Source organism: Sulfurimonas xiamenensis (assembly GCF_009258045.1).
In the GTDB taxonomy this organism is placed as follows: domain Bacteria; phylum Campylobacterota; class Campylobacteria; order Campylobacterales; family Sulfurimonadaceae; genus Sulfurimonas; species Sulfurimonas xiamenensis.
Genome location: NZ_CP041166.1, coordinates 203,994 through 222,915, shown reverse-complemented (window position 1 = coordinate 222,915; position 18,922 = coordinate 203,994). Strand labels below are relative to the sequence as shown.

The 18,922-nt window shown below is 34.7% G+C and carries 24 protein-coding genes; 11 read left to right on the top strand and 13 right to left on the bottom strand.

The features are described 5' to 3' along the window. Positions 1–4: 4 nt before the first annotated feature. From FJR47_RS01275 to FJR47_RS01225, 11 genes are all read right to left on the bottom strand, one after another. On the bottom strand, positions 5–280 hold the full coding sequence (locus tag FJR47_RS01275) for a NifU family protein (protein ID WP_152298687.1): 276 nt from the start codon (positions 278–280) through the stop codon (positions 5–7). An 81-nt stretch (positions 281–361) separates the two neighbouring features. Continuing rightward, complete coding sequence (locus FJR47_RS01270) at positions 362–1,594, bottom strand: aldo/keto reductase (protein ID WP_152298686.1); 1,233 nt, start codon at positions 1,592–1,594, stop codon at positions 362–364. Between the two features lie 95 nt (positions 1,595–1,689). After that, positions 1,690–2,040: a 50S ribosomal protein L17 gene (gene rplQ / locus FJR47_RS01265; protein ID WP_152298685.1), complete on the bottom strand. Its 351-nt coding sequence runs from the start codon at positions 2,038–2,040 to the stop codon at positions 1,690–1,692. Between the two features lie 22 nt (positions 2,041–2,062). Further along, positions 2,063–3,055, bottom strand: a complete 993-nt coding sequence (locus FJR47_RS01260) for a DNA-directed RNA polymerase subunit alpha (RefSeq protein ID WP_152298684.1) — start codon at positions 3,053–3,055, stop codon at positions 2,063–2,065. A 29-nt stretch (positions 3,056–3,084) separates the two neighbouring features. Continuing rightward, complete coding sequence (gene rpsD / locus FJR47_RS01255; protein ID WP_152298683.1) at positions 3,085–3,711, bottom strand: 30S ribosomal protein S4; 627 nt, start codon at positions 3,709–3,711, stop codon at positions 3,085–3,087. 11 nt (positions 3,712–3,722) lie between these two features. Further along, positions 3,723–4,115: a 30S ribosomal protein S11 gene (gene rpsK / locus FJR47_RS01250; protein WP_137011643.1), complete on the bottom strand. Its 393-nt coding sequence runs from the start codon at positions 4,113–4,115 to the stop codon at positions 3,723–3,725. An 11-nt stretch (positions 4,116–4,126) separates the two neighbouring features. After that, positions 4,127–4,489: a 30S ribosomal protein S13 gene (rpsM, locus tag FJR47_RS01245; protein WP_152298682.1), complete on the bottom strand. Its 363-nt coding sequence runs from the start codon at positions 4,487–4,489 to the stop codon at positions 4,127–4,129. A 2-nt stretch (positions 4,490–4,491) separates the two neighbouring features. Further along, the gene (rpmJ, locus tag FJR47_RS01240) at positions 4,492–4,605 is read right to left on the bottom strand and encodes a 50S ribosomal protein L36 (protein WP_008338806.1); all 114 of its coding nucleotides are present in this window, start codon (positions 4,603–4,605) and stop codon (positions 4,492–4,494) included. Between the two features lie 333 nt (positions 4,606–4,938). Continuing rightward, positions 4,939–5,283: a hypothetical protein gene (locus FJR47_RS01235; RefSeq protein WP_152298681.1), complete on the bottom strand. Its 345-nt coding sequence runs from the start codon at positions 5,281–5,283 to the stop codon at positions 4,939–4,941. A 72-nt stretch (positions 5,284–5,355) separates the two neighbouring features. After that, positions 5,356–6,021, bottom strand: a complete 666-nt coding sequence (locus FJR47_RS01230; protein ID WP_152298680.1) for a phosphatase PAP2 family protein — start codon at positions 6,019–6,021, stop codon at positions 5,356–5,358. After that, entirely contained in the window at positions 6,011–7,933 is a 1,923-nt protein-coding gene (locus tag FJR47_RS01225; protein WP_152298679.1) for an LTA synthase family protein, read from the bottom strand. The genes FJR47_RS01230 and FJR47_RS01225 overlap by 11 nt, the downstream gene beginning before the upstream one ends. Positions 7,934–8,106: 173 nt before the next feature. Here FJR47_RS01225 and FJR47_RS01220 point away from each other — a divergent pair, with 173 nt between their 5' ends. From FJR47_RS01220 to FJR47_RS01170, 11 genes are all read left to right on the top strand, one after another. Continuing rightward, complete coding sequence (locus tag FJR47_RS01220; protein ID WP_152298678.1) at positions 8,107–10,026, top strand: LTA synthase family protein; 1,920 nt, start codon at positions 8,107–8,109, stop codon at positions 10,024–10,026. A 10-nt stretch (positions 10,027–10,036) separates the two neighbouring features. Then, positions 10,037–10,396, top strand: a complete 360-nt coding sequence (locus tag FJR47_RS01215) for a diacylglycerol kinase (RefSeq protein WP_152298677.1) — start codon at positions 10,037–10,039, stop codon at positions 10,394–10,396. A 9-nt stretch (positions 10,397–10,405) separates the two neighbouring features. Further along, positions 10,406–11,080: a response regulator gene (locus FJR47_RS01210; protein ID WP_152298676.1), complete on the top strand. Its 675-nt coding sequence runs from the start codon at positions 10,406–10,408 to the stop codon at positions 11,078–11,080. Then, positions 11,073–12,455 carry a sensor histidine kinase gene (locus tag FJR47_RS01205; RefSeq protein WP_152298675.1) on the top strand — a complete coding sequence of 461 codons (1,383 nt, stop codon included), beginning with the start codon at positions 11,073–11,075 and terminating at the stop codon, positions 12,453–12,455. The genes FJR47_RS01210 and FJR47_RS01205 overlap by 8 nt, the downstream gene beginning before the upstream one ends. A gap of 33 nt (positions 12,456–12,488) precedes the next feature. After that, on the top strand, positions 12,489–13,739 hold the full coding sequence (locus FJR47_RS01200) for an SPL family radical SAM protein (protein WP_152298674.1): 1,251 nt from the start codon (positions 12,489–12,491) through the stop codon (positions 13,737–13,739). Continuing rightward, positions 13,736–14,497 carry a glucosaminidase domain-containing protein gene (locus FJR47_RS01195; RefSeq protein WP_152298673.1) on the top strand — a complete coding sequence of 254 codons (762 nt, stop codon included), beginning with the start codon at positions 13,736–13,738 and terminating at the stop codon, positions 14,495–14,497. The genes FJR47_RS01200 and FJR47_RS01195 overlap by 4 nt, the downstream gene beginning before the upstream one ends. Positions 14,498–14,604: 107 nt before the next feature. Further along, complete coding sequence (locus tag FJR47_RS01190) at positions 14,605–14,916, top strand: ArsR/SmtB family transcription factor (protein ID WP_152298672.1); 312 nt, start codon at positions 14,605–14,607, stop codon at positions 14,914–14,916. After that, positions 14,909–15,310, top strand: coding sequence for an arsenate reductase ArsC (locus FJR47_RS01185; RefSeq protein ID WP_152298671.1), 402 nt, complete (start codon positions 14,909–14,911; stop codon positions 15,308–15,310). Before FJR47_RS01190 ends, FJR47_RS01185 begins: the two co-directional genes overlap by 8 nt. Before the next feature lies 1 nt (position 15,311). Next, positions 15,312–16,565 carry an arsenic transporter gene (locus FJR47_RS01180; protein WP_152298670.1) on the top strand — a complete coding sequence of 418 codons (1,254 nt, stop codon included), beginning with the start codon at positions 15,312–15,314 and terminating at the stop codon, positions 16,563–16,565. A gap of 100 nt (positions 16,566–16,665) precedes the next feature. Continuing rightward, the gene (locus tag FJR47_RS01175) at positions 16,666–17,514 is read left to right on the top strand and encodes a CvfB family protein (protein ID WP_152298669.1); all 849 of its coding nucleotides are present in this window, start codon (positions 16,666–16,668) and stop codon (positions 17,512–17,514) included. A gap of 82 nt (positions 17,515–17,596) precedes the next feature. Further along, complete coding sequence (locus tag FJR47_RS01170; RefSeq protein WP_152298668.1) at positions 17,597–17,899, top strand: chorismate mutase; 303 nt, start codon at positions 17,597–17,599, stop codon at positions 17,897–17,899. Between the two features lie 27 nt (positions 17,900–17,926). Here the strand turns inward: FJR47_RS01170 and infA are convergent, their stop codons facing one another. Both infA and map read right to left on the bottom strand, forming a co-directional pair. Beyond that, entirely contained in the window at positions 17,927–18,145 is a 219-nt protein-coding gene (gene infA, locus FJR47_RS01165) for a translation initiation factor IF-1 (RefSeq protein ID WP_008338996.1), read from the bottom strand. Between the two features lie 16 nt (positions 18,146–18,161). Next, complete coding sequence (gene map, locus FJR47_RS01160) at positions 18,162–18,920, bottom strand: type I methionyl aminopeptidase (protein WP_152298667.1); 759 nt, start codon at positions 18,918–18,920, stop codon at positions 18,162–18,164. Positions 18,921–18,922: the final 2 nt, after the last annotated feature.

Genomic DNA, 18,922 nt, shown 5'->3' with positions numbered 1-18,922 from the left:
TTCTTTATAATTTATCTATCTCATTTTCCATACCAATTGGTACATTTATAACTGTTATTTCCGGATGAATTTCAATTTTAAGTTGTCTCTCCACACCGTATTTTAGAGTTGTTCCGCTACTGGCACATCCTACACATGCCCCTCTAAGCTGTACATATACTTTTGAATTTCTAACAGTTAAAAATTTTATATCTCCACCATCCAAAGCAAGGGATGGACGAATTTTTTCTATTGCATTTTTCACCGGAGCCATTAGCTCTTCATCTGTAAATGGAATCATATCCATCCTTTAAAGTTATATTTATATTATTGTATTCATAAGATATGCAAATATTGCTTAACAAGTAATAAAAAAGATTATTTATTTTTTTAACGAAAGAATTTCATGGATATATGTAGGTCTTCTCATCCCTACCAATATATAATCAATACTCTCCTGCTGCATTAAAAACCTAATCGCACACTCTTGCATTGTACTGTTACACTCTTTAAAAAACTCTTTTAACTGCTCTCTTGTCTTTTTTGAGCACTCAAATGCAACCATTTTTCTATATTCTGTAAGAAACAGATCAATAAAAATAAGCATTGTCTCGCTATTTTCTTCATCAACCTTTTCTAAAGTTTTTTTCAAATGAGGTATTATCTGAGTAAATAAAAAAACATCATAATCTCCAATCCATCCATACTTGTGTTTAGTAGCATCAAGTTGTTCTAAAAGATTATACAAAGGTCTTAATTTTTCATTATCGCAGACTTCCATCAACTCATTAAGATGATGGTAATAGTCCCTGCTCTCATCATAATCGGCTAAACGAAACATCATATTGTTATACTTTGCATTAAGAGGTCTGTTTGCCAAAACCCTTAATCCACTCTTTTTCGCCCAAGATGCGCATTTAAGCCCTTCTCTTTCTAAAATATTGATAGGAAGTTCTATGGTTGTAAAGCTGTGTGTTTTATTTCCGGCTATCTCTGCTGCATTCTCTGCCAATGTAATAAGATCTTCATACGGCAAAAATTCATCATCTGATTGTTCAAGTGAAAAACTGTTAGAGCTTATCCCGTAAGAGCCGATTGTTCCGCTTTTAACCTCTTCTTCAAGCCCTACAAAAGCATTCTGAACTCTTCTATACATCTCATCGAGTCTTTCATCTTTGCTAATGCCTCTGTTGATTGCATCAAAAATATAGTACTCCGGATTGTGAATCAAATAGCAATCAATCTTCTGCATCTCTAAACGCTCTAGAGAAGCTTTTAACTCATCACGCATAAAAGATTTTGATATAGAGTGATAGCACTCCTCACTATACTTTACAATTTCATCACTATTTCTAATTGTTGAAGGATTCTCTTTATAGGCTTTAAGATTTGCTCCTTGTATATAGCCGAATTTGCTAACAACCTCTATCTCATCTCTTTTATCTTCATCTAACTCTCTAAAAGCAGTTGCAATTGCGCGTTCTGCTCCGCCATCCATATAGTTTGAAGATGTGTCTATCATTGTTATACCGGATTCTATAGCCTCTTTTAGGGCTTGAATATGTTGCGGATTTATATCACTTATTCTATAAGTTCCAAATGCAAAATTACTCATAATGTCTCACTTTTATAATTTAAGTAGTTTGGGATGTGGAAATATTGAGGAGTAGCGACAAGACCGAGAGGTCTTGAACGCTTGTTTTGTATAAATTATACTAATTCAATAAATGCCATAGTCGTAGCGTCACCACGGCGAATACGAGTTCTAGTAATTCTTGTGTAACCACCTGCACGATCAACATACTTAGGAGCTATCTCATTTACTAGAGTTTTTGTTGCTTCTTTACTTTGAAGCGCCGCAAATACTGCTTTGTGAGCATTAGAATCACCCTTACCAGCAATAGTGATAAGTTTTTCAACATAAGAACGAAGTTCTTTTGCTTTAATAACAGTAGTTTCAATTTTACCATGTTCAATTAACGAAATACTTAGGTTTTTAAGTAAAGCTGCACGGTGTGAGCTTGTACGACCTAGTTTACGGTATCCATGACGATGTCTCATCTATAATTCCTCTTTTAACAGCTTATAAAGCTTCTATTTTCTTTTTTAATCCACTAACGATATCATCTGAAAGATCGCCGCCAACTTCATAACCGAACTCTTGAAGTTTTTCAACAATCTCATCATATGATTTTTTACCTAGGTTTTTAACATTTTTAAGATCATTTGTGCTCATCAATGCTATCTCACCTATTAGTTTAATATTTGAACGATCCAGACAGTTAAAACTTCTCGCACTTAAACCTAAGTTATCGATATGCATAGTTAGTTTTTTAAGATCAGGACTCTCTTCAGCTCTTTCTATAGTAGCCGGAGATTTAACACTTATTTCACTGTTAAATACTGCTAATTGTGCATACATAACTTCAAGTGAATTTCTAAACGCGTCAAGTGGAGTGATCTGTCCATCTGTTCTTATGTTTAAAATTACTCTCTCAAAGTTAGGATTATCTTCTACAAGCACATTCTCAATCTTATAAGTTGCACTGCGAACAGGAGTAAAATAAGCATCAAGTGCAATATAACCCTCTTCAAGTACATCATAAGTGTCTTCACTAGCTACATAACCAATTCCCTTCGCCATTCTAATACTAAAATTAAGTGAAGAGTCTTCGTTTAAAGTAGCAAGGTGAGCCTCTGGCGTTACTACTTCAACTTCGTTATTTGTAAGGTCACTTCCTTTAATAGTACAAGGACCAGCAAAACTGTAGCTAATTTCTGCTTCTGTAACATCATTAAGCAGCTTAAAGCGAATCTCTTTAAGATTTAAAATAAAATCTGAAATATCTTCAAGCATACCGCGTACTGAATCAAACTCGTGTTTAGCACCTTCAATCTTAATAGCTATTGGAGCATAACCAACTGAGCTACTTAACAAAAAACGGCGAAGTGGATGAGCCAAAGAGATAGCATACCCAGTCTCAAACGGATACGCCATTATATTGGCTTCATTCTCACTAATCTGCTCTACCTCAAACTCTTGAGGAGCAAGTGGAGTAGTTTTAATCTTTTTCATGTCTCTTACGCCTTTTATATTTTTAACTATTATTTCGAGTAAAGCTCGACGATTAAACGCTCTTCTACAGGTATAACAACTTCTTCACGCTCAGGTAAACGAGTAAAAATACCGAATTTTTTATCAGCATCGATATCAACCCATGGAGCCAAGCCAGTTTGATTTGTAAGCTCTAGGGCACGAACAATTTGAGAGTTGTTTTTGCTGCTCTGGCGAACTTCAACTTTTTGTCCCGGTTTTACACGGTATGAGGGAATATCAAGTTTCTTTCCATCTACCAAAATGTGACCGTGTGTTACAAGCTGGCGTGCAAAACGACGAGTTGTTGCAAATCCCATTCTGTAAACAACATTGTCTAGTCTCTGCTCGATCAAAGTAACAAGGTTTGTACCCGTGTTTCCTTCTCTTCTTTTAGCTTCAACGAATAGTGCGCGGAACTGCTTCTCAGAAACACCATACATAAATTTTGCTTTTTGCTTTTCATTTAACTGTAAACCGTACTCAGATACTTTTTTACGACGCTGACCATGTTGACCTGGAGCATATGGGCGTTTTTCTAATGCAGATTTGCCTGCTAAACGGCGCTCCCCTTTTAGGTTAAGGCTAACTCCAAATCTTCTTTCGATTTTTTCTACTGGACCTCTATATCTTGCCATCAGTAATCTCCTTAAACTCTACGGCGCTTAGGTGCGCGACAACCATTGTGTGGTAGTGGTGTAACATCTTTCATAAATGTAACACGAATTCCTTCGATAGAACCAACTGCTTTTGTTGCAGTTTCACGACCTGAACCTGGACCTTGAACTTTAATACCAAGTTCTTTAATTCCATGCACTTGAGCTTTCTCTACTGCTGCTTCAACAGCTGCTTGTGCTGCAAACGGAGTAGATTTTTTGCTACCTTTAAAACCAAGACTACCAGCTGAACTCCATGCGATCATATTTCCCATTTCATCTGTGATAGTTACAAGAGTATTGTTAAATGATGCAGAGATATGACATATACCGCGTGCAATATTTTTCTTTACTACTTTTTTTCTAACAGCTTTTCTTTTTGCCATCTGTATAATCCTTACGCTGCGCCGACAGTTTTACGCTTGCCCTTACGAGTACGCGCATTTGTCTTAGTTTTTTGACCACGACATGGAAGACCACGACGGTGACGAAGACCTCTGTATGAACCTAAATCCATAAGTGCTTTAATGTCCATTGCTACTTGCTTACGAAGATCACCTTCTACGATATGATTTGCACGAATCTCTTTTGTGATCGCTGCAACATCATCTTCGCTCAGTTCGTAAACTCTTTTGTTATAGTCTATTCCACTCGCATCTAAAATCTTGCGAGAAGCATGTAAACCAATTCCATAGATGTATGTTAGTCCATACTCTACTCTTTTCTTTTTAGGTAAATCAACACCAGAAATACGAGCCATGATTATCCTTGTCTCTGTTTATGTTTTTTAACTTTGCAGATTACTCTTACAATGCCTTTTCTTTTGATAACTTTACAATCATCACACATCTTCTTAACTGAAGCTCTTACTTTCATTGAAAGTCCTTATACTATTTTATCTCACAAAAAAACTAAGATAACTCTCAGCCTTTTGTATTAGTCACTAAAGCCACACCTAAAGGTGAGAGGGACAAGCCTCTTATAAGCTTCACTATTTGTCTTTGGTACCCAATCTTTGCTGCATTTAGGCAAGCATCTCTGTTTGCATGCCAATACTTTTATCTATACATCCCTATATAGATAAAAATACTCTAGCTTAATGTCAAAACAACAAAGCGGATGTGGATTATACACAAATAAATGTAAAAGATTTATTAAAGCATTATGTTTTGTATAATATTAACTGCTTTCATTCTTTTTTACTACAGCCTAATCCCATAAAACACTCACTCCATACTCAGGATTTAAAACTATATATTTATTATAGTAGATCTTTTTGCCATATTTTTTACTAAGCAGCTCTACCTCTATCGTTTCATTTTCTAAAAGTTCCCTCACTTCTTTATATGTAAGCCACTTCCCATATCTAGCAAGGCTATTCTGCCAAATTTTAAAATCACATGTAGCATCCTCTCTTAGTTCAAACATCTCTCCATCCTCTGTTTTCCAGTGCGCATTTGAACAAGCATAAAGTTTAACTTTTTTACCGCTTATCTCTTTGTCTCTTACTTCAATGTGTCCGTCACTGCAGTATGGGCATTTTCCTAAAATCATATTATGCCTTTTTTAAATACTATGGTAATGAAAAAAATGTTTGTTGCCAAATAATATTTCAAAATGCAATATTTATTTTACGATTTTATAAATTACCAGGATTAAAAACCATGCCAGAATCATAGTTATCACAGTATGGCCTAAGTAATGATGCCCTATCAGCATCTTATACAACCCCATGCTCCAGCCAATCAGCACTGCAACTCCTAGAGCAATAAATCTGTTTTTTCGCTCCTTAAATAGAAAAAATAGCGACATTAGTGCAAAACCGCCGCTTGCATGGCCGGCTGGATAGCATTTGAATTTTTTTACTATCTCCTGGGGCATACTATCAAAAACTCTTATATATGGATACTCTCCCCCAAAATATTTACAATCGTATGGGCAAGGTACATTTGAAACAGCTTTTATAGCACCGACAATAAGCGGAACCATAGCTATGCTCAGCCAAACTATCAGCAATCCACTTCTATACTCTTTTAATCTCTGTGCAGAATCTTTAAAAGAGTATAAATACAAAGATAGAATAAAAACTCCAAAAATTATAATTGCTTTTTTAATGCCGGTATAAAAAAGCATATCTAGCAGAGTTCCTTTCTGATGCAACAAAAGCCATTTTTGTGTAACCTCATCATAAAAGTAATTTTGCACAAATATATCGATATTTGTAAACTCAAAAAGAAAGAAAATAGCTGCAAGAGATGCTAATGCGACTATTATCTCTCTTTTAGTCGTCATATCTATCCAGCCCCTTTTTATGAAGAGAACTTGCCCCTTGATAATAACTTACAATATTATTTTTAGATTCCGTATCTGTCTGAATATCTTTATATTTTGTACTAAAGACATCTTGCTCAAGTACCTCGTAACTTTTTATCTTTTTGCCCGCAGATAAAACAGTCAGCTTATTGCTTTTGTAAAGTCCAAGTTTTTGATATGTTCCTATCAATGCTCTCTCCTGAAAAGATGGACTCAATATATCATTGCCGTAAAATTTACTTTTATATGACCAATTCAGCATACCAAAGAGCGTCGGCATAATATCTATTTGACTAGAAACTTTATCGACAACCATAGGTTTTATAATCTCCGGAGCATAGACAATCAAAGGAATATGATATTTATCCAGAGGAAGCTCAATTTTACCCGCACTTGTCGAGCAGTGATCAGCTACTATTACAAAAATTGTATTTTTAAACCACGGCTTCTCTTTGGCCTTTTTTATAAACTCTCCTATCGCATAATCAGTATATTTAACAGCGCCCTCTCTTCCGGTGTGCGAAGGAATATCTATGCGCCCATTCGGATAATCATAAGGTCTGTGGTTTGATGTTGTCATGATAAAACTCATAAAAGGTTTGTGTGCTTTATAGGAGAGATCAGCCTCTTTTAAACTCTTGTTTAACAGATCCTCATCACAAACTCCCCATACCGTGTGAAAAGTATCCTCTTCATCGCTAAAATCTACTCTATCTACAATGCCAAACCCGTTATTTGAAAAAAATTCATTCATATTGTCAAAATAACCGTGTCCGCCATATATAAACTTGGTTTCATACCCCTTGTTTTTAAAGATAAATCCGCTTGAGTACATATTGTGATTATCAGGTCTTTTTACAATTGAGCGCCCCGGCGTAGGCGGCACTGAGAGAGTAATCGCCTCCATGCCCCTTACAGTTCTAGTACCGGTTGCATAAAAATTATTAAAAAAGAGGCTCTCTTTTATCAAAGAGTCCAGATTTGGAGTAAGATTTTTTTCTCCGCCAAGCGACTCGATAAACTTACCGCTTAAGCTCTCAACAACTATCATCATAATATTGTAATCTTTCTCTTCGCCGGATTTTATTATATTTCTGGTTATATCCTCTGTATCCGTAAAAACAGAAGGATTTGAATCTATAGAATTTTTTAAAGTTGAAAGAACTTTTTCACTATTTTGCGTTACATAAAACATATCATAATCGAGTGTATTGTTTCTAAATGCCTCAAACAAAGAGTACAGGCCAGATTTGCTGAGTTCGTTATCGTATTGATTGCTGGATATCTTTGAGAGATCGCCGGTTACAGATGCAAAAGAGAGAGCGGGAATCAAAAGATATATAAGCGATGATTTAAAACGCTCTTTAAAGAGGCTTTGGCTTTTTAAAAAATTTTCAATATATTGCAATTTATAAACCGCATAAAAAAGTAGTGCGGATATAAAAGAGATAACAGTAATTAAAATACCCATTGGGTAAGATTCGTTAATATTGCCGATAACCTCTTTTGTATAGATTAAATAATCAACTGCTATAAAATTAAATCTAACATTAAACTCATCCCAGAAAAACCATTCGCTAAATGCTAAAAAGACTATACCAAACAGAAAAATATAAACAAATATATATGTGATATAGCGATGGATTTTATGATTAAGAAATTTCTGCGGTAAAAACAGCAGATAAAGAACAAAAAGTGATGCCAAATAGCCAACACTTATAAAATCATAAAATGCTCCAACACCATATATTTTCAACAACTCTAAAAAAGATAAATCTATCATATTTATAGATTTAAACAAAAGAACGCTTCTAGTAACAGCAGAAACACTCAAAAACAATAAAAAAAACAAACCGATAATCGCACATCTGCTTCGCATATATTTTTGCATCAAACATCCTTAAAATAAATTGTAAAAGAGTAGAAAAAAGAGATGAAATGTTGATGAAAAAAAGATGAATTTTTTTTCATAAGAAGTATGAACAAAAATTCATACTATGTTCATATTGATGTAATCAAAAAAGTATATTCTTTTACGTTAAAACAGACAAAGGCAGAACATACATGTTAAAAAAACTATTTAAGTACTACTTACTTTTGATAACCATATTTTTTATAGGGAGACTATTTTTATTTGTCCTCTATTTCGACAATTTTAAAAACAGTGGTGTTGATTACTGGCTGACATTTATCTACGGGTTGAGAATGGATACCATTACGGCATCTATCCTCTTGGTTATTCCTCTTACAATTCTCTCTTTTACCCCAGTAAAATTCAAAGATATTGCAAACGGTTTTTTAAAATATTACCTTTTAGTGATATTTTCGCTTGTAATTTATATAGAAAATGCGACGTTTCCGTTCGTAGCGCAATACGATGTAAGACCCAATTACCTTTTTGTAGAGTATTTGATATACCCTAAAGAGGTTTTTGCAATGATATTTGCAGACTATAAAGCAGAACTGCTTATAACTTTTATGATGATAGGAGTGTTTATATACTTTTATCAAAAACATGCAAAAGATGATTTTTTAAATGTTTTTGAGACTCATTATATAAAAAGAGCCGCTATGTTTTTACCTATCTTGGCACTGCTCTTTATGGGTGTTCGCTCATCATTTGGACATAGAGGGGCTAATATATCCGATGCCATGTTTTCGACAAACAGAATGGTAAACGAGATAACAAAAAACTCGCTTCATAGTATAGGTTATGCCATCTACAGCAATGCCGTACATGAAGGCGGTGAGGTAAAACAGTATGGAAAAATGGATATAAAAGAAGCTTTGGCACGAGTTAAAAAAAGACTCTCTATTGAGTCAGACGACAAGAAATCCATTTTTTCAAGAATTGAAAAAAGTCATTTTAAGAGTGATAAGCCTAAAAATCTAGTTATATTCGTACAAGAGAGCTTCGGTTATCAGTTCGTACATGCCGCCGGAGGAGAAGATGGGATAACGCCAAACTTTAACAGATTAAGCAAAGAGGCAATACTATTTAAGGATCTCTACTCGAATGGGACAAGAAGCGTGAGAGGACTTGCCGCAGTAAGTGCCGGAAATTTGGCAGTTCCTGGTGTGGGAGTAGTAAAAAGAAACAAATCTCAAAAAGATTTTTTTACTATAGCTTCGGCTCTTAAACCGTTTGGATATCACACTTCGTTTATTTACGGCGGAGAGAGCAGATTTGATAATATGCGTGGATGGTACAGCGGTAACGGATTTGATGAGATAATAGATCAGCCCAAATTTGAAAACCCCACATTTGTAGCTCCTTGGGGAGTTTGTGATGAGGATTTGGTAGTTAAAGCGAATGAAGAGTTTAAAAAGCTACATGCAAAAGGGCAAAAATTTGCAACGATTATGTTTTCACAATCAAACCACTCTCCCTTTGAGTTCCCGTGTGAGAAGATCGAACTTTTAAAAGATGTTCCACAAAACAGTGTAAAAAATGCCGTTAAATATGCAGACCATGCGATAGGTCGCTTTTTTGAACTGGCAAAAAAAGAGTCTTATTATAAAGACACGGTTTTTGTAGTAATCGCAGATCATAATGTGCGGGTCTACGGAGACGATATGGTACCAGTCAATATGTTTCATATCCCCGGTATTATTTTAGGCGGTGGCATTCAACCTATGATTTATGATAAAATTGCTTCTCAACCTGATGTATTGGCAACGGCACTTGATTTAATAGGTATTGATCTAAAATATCCTATAATGGGGCACTCAATATTTAGTGATAAAAAACAAAATATCTCATTGATGCAGTTTCACTCATCATACGCTCTAAGAGCAGATGATAAAGTAGTGATTGTCAGACCCGGGCAAAAACCGCTCACATTTTTATACAAGGACCCAAAAACATATCTTGATAAAAGCAATCATCTAACCTTGAGCGATCATGATGAAAAACTGGAAAAAGATGCTTTGGCTTTTGTAGTAGCACTTGATTACATGTACAATAAAAAACTCTATAGATAAAGGAAAAAAATTGAGAAACCAGCCAAAATATAACTTTTTTAAAAATACAAATTACGCTCTAAAAGGTTTAAAAGACTTGATTCAAAACGAAACATCTTTTAAAATAGAAGTTATAGCAGCTATAATTCTAATGCCTATAATTATATTTATAGATATAAACTTAACACAAAAGGCTTTAATGTTTATATCACTAAGCGGAATGCTTATAGCTGAAGCCGTCAATAGTGCGATTGAGAGAGTAGTTGATTTGGTTACGCTTGAGCATCATCATATGGCGGGCCGTGCAAAGGATGTGGGGAGCACTATAGTTTTTTTAAGTATTTTTGTATTTATTGTTACATGGGCGATAGTACTGGCTGAATTTTTGTAAAGGATAGTTATGCGCATTCTAGTTGTTGAAGATGATGAAAAAATAGCCTCTTTTATAAAAAAAGGGCTTCAAGAAGAGTCTTACAGCGTCGATGTTACAGACAACGGATATGAAGCTGTTTATCTTATAGAGACAAACTCTTATGATGTTATTTTGCTCGATTTAATGATTCACGGTTTAAACGGCATTGATGTATGCAAAAATATAAGAAGCAAAAATATAGCTACCCCTGTTATCATGTTAACGGCAAGAGACAAAGTAGAAGATAAGATAGACGGTCTTGACAGCGGCGCGGATGATTACCTGACAAAACCGTTTGCCTTTGAAGAGCTCCTGGCTCGTATCCGGGCAAAACTACGAAACCCCTCAACTACTTCAAATATCATAACGGTTGCAGATTTAACAATAGACACCACACACCATGAGGTCAAGCGGGCAGATAAAAAGATAAAATTGACTGCAAAAGAGTATGCATTATTGGAGTTTTTGGCAAGAAACAGCAAAAAGCTCTTAAGTGAAACAGTTATAAAAGAGAATCTAAGCGACATGGAACAGGAGAGTATGAGCAATATTATAAATGTTTACATCTACAGGCTGAGAAACAAAATAGACAAAGATTTTGACCTGAAACTTATACATACCGTACGAGGTTTAGGCTACATGCTAAGCGATCAAGATGTCTAAAAGTCTAAGATTAAAACTGCTTTTTTATTTTTTTATTACAAATGTAATTGTTCTATTTGTTTACGGCGCTTTTATCTATAATACGGCAAAAAAAGGTGTTTTAAATACCACGGACACCCAGTTAAAGATGATCTCTATCGATGTTATACCCGATTTTAAAAAAGAGGGTTATGATGATGCTTCTAACATGGCAAACGAACTTATAGAAGAGTTTTCTATAGAGCCTCTTTTTGTAAAAATTATCTATTACAACAAAAAAAGCAAAAAAATAGAGCATGAAACACTCTCTTCAAAAATTCACAGCTGGCTCTTTGATATACCTCTAAATGAGATTGGACATGTGGGGAGTATATACTATTTTGATAAAAACTCTTATCGCACAAGCTCTATGCTTATTTTTGAAAAAGAAGATACCAAAGTTTTTATTCAGCTTGCCATGAAAAAGGATATTGAATCTCCCTATCTAAAACAGCTTCTGCTCGGTCTTATTATTGCAACTCCTATTGTTTTGATTATATTTTCAATTATTGCAAACATACTAATAAGCAGAATACTCTCTCCTGTTAAAGAGGTTATAACTTCGGTTAAATCTATATCAGCGCAAAATTTATCAAAACGAGTAAGTACAAATAATATCCCAAGCGAAATTAAAGATCTTATTTCTACTTTCAACCAGCTTTTAAACAATCTCGAAGACTCTTTTAATAAAGTAACAGATTTTAGCAATAACGCCTCCCATGAACTCAAAACCCCGCTAACCGTTATCCGCGGGGAAATTGAAGTTGCTCTTAAACATGAGAGAGAACCTCAAGAGTATAAAGAGATTTTAAAAGATATATTAGAAGAGAGCATTGCTATAGAAAAAATAATCAATCAGCTGCTATTTCTTGCTAAAAAGAATACAAGCGAATTAAAAAACGATTTTAAAGAACTATATTTAGATGAAGTAATCATGGATACTATATTGCAGATAAAAAAATTTGCCCTGACAAAAAACATAGCTATTGAAGCTAAAAAAATTATCCCCGCAACAATCTACGCAAACGAAACTCTCTTAAAAATTGCTATTAGCAACATACTTAAAAACGCGGTTATCTACAGTCCAAAAAACTCTAAAATAGATATCTACATGGATGAAAATGATAATGAATACATCTTAAAAATCAAAGACAACGGTTATGGAATAGAAGAAAAAGATTTGCCGCATATTTTTGAGAAGTTTTACAAAGCCGACAAAATTCGTTCGCGAAAAGAGGGAGGAAGCGGCCTGGGTCTTGCGATTGTTAAAATGATTTTAGATATCCACCATTACAATATTGAAGTTAAAAGTAAAGTTAATATAGGTACAAATGTATCAATAAAAATAACAAAATAACAAAATGTTTCATTTTTTTGCTAAAATTCCATCATGAATTCATATTTAGATAAATTTAATGAGGCTATAAAAAATACAGTTTTTTATAAACTTACCTCAAATGAGCAAGATTTTATAAAACTAAAATCACTTGAGCTAAAATTTTCATTTTCTGAAATTAAACAGATTATTGACATTGCTAGAGACTTAGAGATGTGGAATGAAAAAAGTATTATAGAGTTTTTTCCGGATCACACTCAAAAAAAAGTTGTTTTTTCAAGACTTATAAAAGCATATAATGCATTAAGAGAAAAACCTAACTCTTATAAAAATTTTAAACTTAAAAACAGTGCAAAAGAGCAGAAGTTTCATTTTAAAACTGAGAAAAAAGAGGGTTTTGGTCTAGGACTCTGTCCGGTGGCCAGCGAAAAAACAAGATGCTGCAACCTTTTGACTCTTGACGCTGTTGAGAGCTGCGGATTTGACTGTTCCTACTGCTCTATACAATCTTTTTACAATCAAAACACCATAACTTTTGACAGCAGTTTTGCAGCAAAACTAAAAAATTTAAATCTTGAAAAAAACAGAACATATCACATTGGAACAGGACAGGCTTCTGATTCGCTTATGTGGGGAAACAGAGAGGGCATTTTAGATGCTTTGTTTGAATTTGCAAGAGAAAACAAAAATGTAATTTTAGAGTTTAAAACAAAATCAGACAACATAAGCTATCTTCTGGAAAATGAAGTGCCAAAAAATATTTTATGCACCTGGTCACTTAACACGCCTACTATTATACAAAACGAGGAGCATTTGACGGCTTCGCTTGATAAACGCATCAATGCTGCCAGAAAAGTAGCAGACAAAGGGGTGAAAGTAGGTTTTCATTTTCATCCGATTGTTGAATATGAGAACTATTTAAGTGAATACGAAGAGATCTATAAACGATTACTCAAAGAGTTTCAGGCTTATGAAGTCGCACTTGTTAGTTTTGGTACGCTGACATTTATAAAACCTGTGATTAAGCAGCTAAGAAATAGAGAGTTTAGAAGCAAAATCACCCAAATGCCTTTTGAGGATGCAAGTGGCAAAAGCTCCTACCCGTATGACATAAAAGTAGAGATGTTTAAACATGCTTATAACAGTTTTGCGCCATGGCATAAAGAGGTATTTTTCTATCTCTGCATGGAAGAGCATGAAATGTGGAAGGAAACATTTGGTTACCAATATGCAACCAACAATGATTTTGAAAGAGCCATGCTGGGAGCCTATGCTAAAAAATTAAATATGGAGTTTTTAATTTGAAATTTTTATATGAAAACACACTTTTAATTTTTTTAGTAATGCTGCTTCTTTTCTTTTTAAGCACTTTTTTTTCACAATCTAAAATTGAAGAAGTTGAAAAAATAAAACAAATTGAAAAAATAAAACAAATTGAAAAAGCTGAAAAAATCAAGAAAGAGAAGAAAAAATCCGCAAACAAAGCAGCAAGCGTAGAACAGAAAAAGAAGCAATTTAACACCTTGATAATACCTGCAATAAATTCGGTACATAATGAACTTCAAACGCAATATGAAGAGATTGCTCAAAATTTAGAAAATGATGAATACAAAGAAAAAATTTCAGAGCTAAAAGAGTATTATGGAGTAGAGAGTGATGAAGAGCTGCTTATGGCACTTAAACCCCATCCTGTAAGCATTTCTATCGCTCAAGCTGCCATGGAGAGCGCCTGGGCAAAATCAAGATTTTTTGTAGAAGCAAATAATCTGTACGGCATCTGGTCTTTTAACAAAAACGAGCCAAGAATTGCAGCAGTACAGCAAAGAGGCAGCAGAACAATTTGGCTTAAAAAATATTCCGATATTAAAGATTCGATAAGAGATTACTACAAAACACTTGCCCGCTCTTACGCATATAAAGATTTTAGAGAGCTAAAGATGCAGACTGATGATCCATATATATTAATAGAAAAATTGGACAGCTACTCTGAAATAGGCGAAAAATATGCAGAAAACTTAAGCGAAATCATCAGATACAATAAATTTTATCTCTACGACAGATAAGAAGCATTTTAAAATTTTTAAAATGTTTTTAATTAATATATCAACATATCTTGATATATTAATTATTTTTAGCTACAATTTTCTCGTTAAAAAAGGAGGCTCTTTTTATGGATATTTTTTTAAATACGATAGGCGCTGTAAACGACAAGACAAGAGTTGAAATTTTGCACTTTATAGATAAATACAAAGAAGTTTGTGTCTGCGATATAGAAAACTCTTTTGATATGATCCAGTCGCGTATATCAAGACATCTAAAAATCTTAAAAGATGCAGGTTTTTTAAAAGTAGAGAGACGCGGCAGATGGGCACACTACAGCATTAGAACACCATTAGATGAGTTTAGACAATCGATTTTAAAAGAGATAAACTCTTTAGGAATTGTATTGCCGATTTTAAAAAGAGGATGTAAAAGTGAGTAAAAAAGTTTTGGTATTATGTACAGGAAACAGCTGCCGCTCAATAATTGCAGAAGCATTGATAAATCAAAATATCGAAAGTGTAGAGGCATATAGCGCCGGTGTTAAGGCAACCAACAAAGTAAATCCTAATGCAAAAAGAGTCTTAAAAGAAAACGGTGCATGGAGAGAGAGCTATCACTCAAAAACTCTTGATGAAGTTTTAGATATAGAGTTTGACCTCGTCGTTACGGTCTGTGACAATGCCAAAGAGAGCTGTCCTCTTTTTCCAAATAAAGCAAAAGTAGTACATGTGGGCTTTGCTGATCCTGATGGAAAAGAGTACGAAGAGTTTGTTAAAACTTTTGACGCTATTAAAACTGCTCTGCTTCCAGTAGTAAAAACCGAGCTCTTTTAATATGTTGTTCTCTTTTAGCATTTTTCTTATAACTCTTATCTTTGTTATCTGGCAGCCGCGTGGACTCCAAATTGGCACCACTGCCGTTATCGGAGCCGTTGTTGCCCTTATTGCGGGTGTTGTTAATTTCAATGATGTCGTAGCAGTTTTTGATATTATATGGGATGCGACACTGGCATTTATAGGGATTATTATCCTCTCAATGGTCCTGGATGAGATAGGTTTTTTTGAGTGGGCGGCACTTAAGATGGCAAAGCTCTCAAAAGGGAGCGGCAAGAGAATGTTTTTTTACTCTATCCTTCTTGGCGCAGTAGTTTCGGCGGTTTTTGCAAATGACGGAGCAGCGCTAATTTTAACTCCAATTTTACTTGCTAAAATGCATATTTTGCGACTCAATGCAAAAACAATTCTTGCATTTTTACTCGCAGGAGGATTTATCAGCGACAGTGCCTCTTTGCCTTTTGTATTTTCAAATCTTACAAATATCGTAACAGCAAACTACTTCGACATCGGTTTTGGCGCATTTTTTTCAAATATGATTATGCCCTATTTTGTAAGTACCACAATAAGCATGCTTGTTCTTTGGCTGCTTTTAAGAAAAGATATTCCTGGGCATGTTGATATAAATCTACTTAAAAAACCAGAAGAAGTTATAAAAAACAGAGCACTCTTCAACTTTAGCTGGCTCTTTTTAGCTCTTTTATTAAGCGGCTATTTTATTGGCGATGCATACGGCATCCCTGTTTCGGTATTTGCTCTTGGCGGCGGCATCATCTTTTTGGCAATTGCCGGCTTTACAAAAACAGTTGAGCCCAAACATATTATTAAAAATGCACCATGGCAGGTTGTATGGTTCTCGCTTGGGTTGTATGTTGTTGTTTATGGTCTTAAAAATGAAGGGCTGACTGACTACTTAACAGAGATACTGCTGCACCTCAATGCGCAAAATGAGGTTGTAGCCATTGTCGGAACAGGATTTTTAGCTGCAGCCCTCTCTGCGCTTATGAACAATATGCCGACTATTATGATTATGGATATAGCGCTTAAGGATATCGCTAATGAAGCGATGATTTATGCAAATATTATCGGTTGTAACCTTGGACCAAAAATGACTCCTTTTGGCTCACTTGCAACTCTTCTGTGGCTTCATACGCTCAATAAAAAAGGTGTAAAAATAGATTTTTTATCATACACAAAATTTGGACTTATCGTTACACCGCCGGTTCTTTTAGCAGTTCTGCTCTCTTTAATGTAAAAAGAGAGCAAATTTCTCTTTACCTTCTTCTCTTTAAAAGAGGTATAATGTCGAATTATATTCTCAAAAATTGAGATAGACGGAATTACAAGGAAATATTTTGCAACAAAACCAACATTTAGAACTCGGGCGCATAAACTGCCTGCTAGTTGACAGACACACACCTCACGGTATATTTTTAAAAGCAGTTGATGAAAAAGATGTGCTTTTGCCTCAAGCATATGTAACTGATGCAATGCAAGAAGATACTCTTTTGGAGGTATTTTTATATACCGACTCAGAGGACAGACTTATTGCCACTACTCTTAAGCCAAAAGCTATGCTTGATGAATATGCTCTTTTTGAAGTCGTTGATGTAGCGCCTTTTGGGGCATTTGTAAACTGGGGGCTTGCCAAAGATCTATTCGTCCCAAATATGTTTCAAAAAGAGAAATTTAAGATAGGTGACAAAAGATTTTTAAAAGTCGTTTATGATGAAAAGACTCATCGTCTTGTAGGCACCGAGAAGCTAGGTAACTTTTTTGATAAAAGACCGAAAGGACTCGCTCCAAACAAAGAGGTTAAGATACTTATTATTGCAAAAACACCTCTTGGATTTAAATGTATTGTGGAAGATAAATATGAGGGTTTGATTTATCACAATGAGATCTTTGAAAAGATAGAGATTGGAAGCGAAAGAAAAGCATTTGTAAAAAATGTTAGAAAAGATGGCTGCATCGACTTAAGCCTTCAAGCCGGCGGGGCAAAACAAAAAGATGCCTCAAACGAAAAAATCCTCTCTCTTTTAAAACAAAACGGCGGAATTATGCCTTATAACTATAAAAGCGATCCGGAGTTGATTAAAAATGTATTTGGATTAAGCAAAAAAGCTTATAAAAGATCGCTTACAGCTTTGCAAGAGAGCGGAGCTATTGAGATTAAAGAGAGCGGGATATACCTAAAGAGCTAATATAGCAATATAGAGATATATTTTAAAGCTCAATTATTATCTCTTTTAGGATAATATTTCTTATACCAAATGGAGAAATTATATGTCGAGTGTAAAAAAATGTAATTCATTAGAAGAGGTCAGAGAAGAGATTGACAAGATAGATGAGTTAATTGTTAAACTTATATCTCAAAGAAGTCATCTTGTGCGTCAAGCTGTATTGTTTAAAAACAGTATTGAAGAGGTTAAGGCTGATGATAGAATAGATTTTATTCTGCAAAGAGTTCGTAATTTAGCAATTCAAGAAAATGTATCTCCAAATATGATTTCTGATCTTTTTAAAATCATGATCAACGAGATGGTTGAAACTGAGATATCAGAATTTAGAAATACACAAATATTTTAATATAAAAAGAGGATTTAAAACCTCTTTTTATTTGTATCTGTAAGTGATACGACCTTTATCAAGTGAGTATGGAGTTAATTCAAGTTTTACTTTGTCACCCGGAAGTATTTTAATATAGTGCATACGCATTTTACCTGCAATATGACATAAAATAATATGTCCGTTTTCTAACTCAACACGAAATGTTGCATTTGGCAAAGCCTCTATAATCTTGCCATCAACTTCGATAACATCTGATTTAGCCATTTTAATCCTTTTTTTCTCAAGCCAGAGATAAAATTTCAGCTTTACCATTGATAACTGCAACAGTATGCTCATAGTGTGAACCGTTTAAACCATCGGCACTAACAACATCCCACTTATTTTCTAAAATAAGCGGTTTTGAATCCTTTTGACAAATCATCGGTTCCAAACAAAAAACCATTCCATTTTTAATCTTAGGTCCCGCTTTTGCGTTTTTCCCTTCAAGATAGTTTGGTATTTCAGGCTCTTCATGAGGTTTTCTACCGATACCGTGTCCACAAAAACTGTGAAGCGGGATAAAGCCTCTTGATCGGATAGCATTTTCTAAAACAGCTGAGAGTTCTTTAAATCTCATACCCTCTTTTATAGATTCTATCGCTTCATAAAGAGAATCTTTAGCACATGCAATAAGCGCTTCATCTTTTGCGCTTATTTTACCTACCGGCGCAGTTATTGCTGCATCTCCGTACCATCCCTCAAGTTCTGTTCCAATATCATAACCGATAATATCACCCTCTTGAAGTTTGTAATCAGTAGGAATACCGTGAATAATAACTTGATTAAGTGAAGTACAAACTGCATTTGGGAAGCCGTAAAGCCCTTTAAAAGAGGGTCTTGCGCCGTGAGAGCGGATAAAATCCTCTGCCATTGCATCAAGCTCTTTTAAAGAGATTCCAGGTTTTGTATTTTGTCTTAACAACTCTAAAGCACCGCCAACAATTTTATTGGCAGCTCTTAATTTCTCAATTTCTGCAGGTTTTCTAAGCGCAATTGACATTA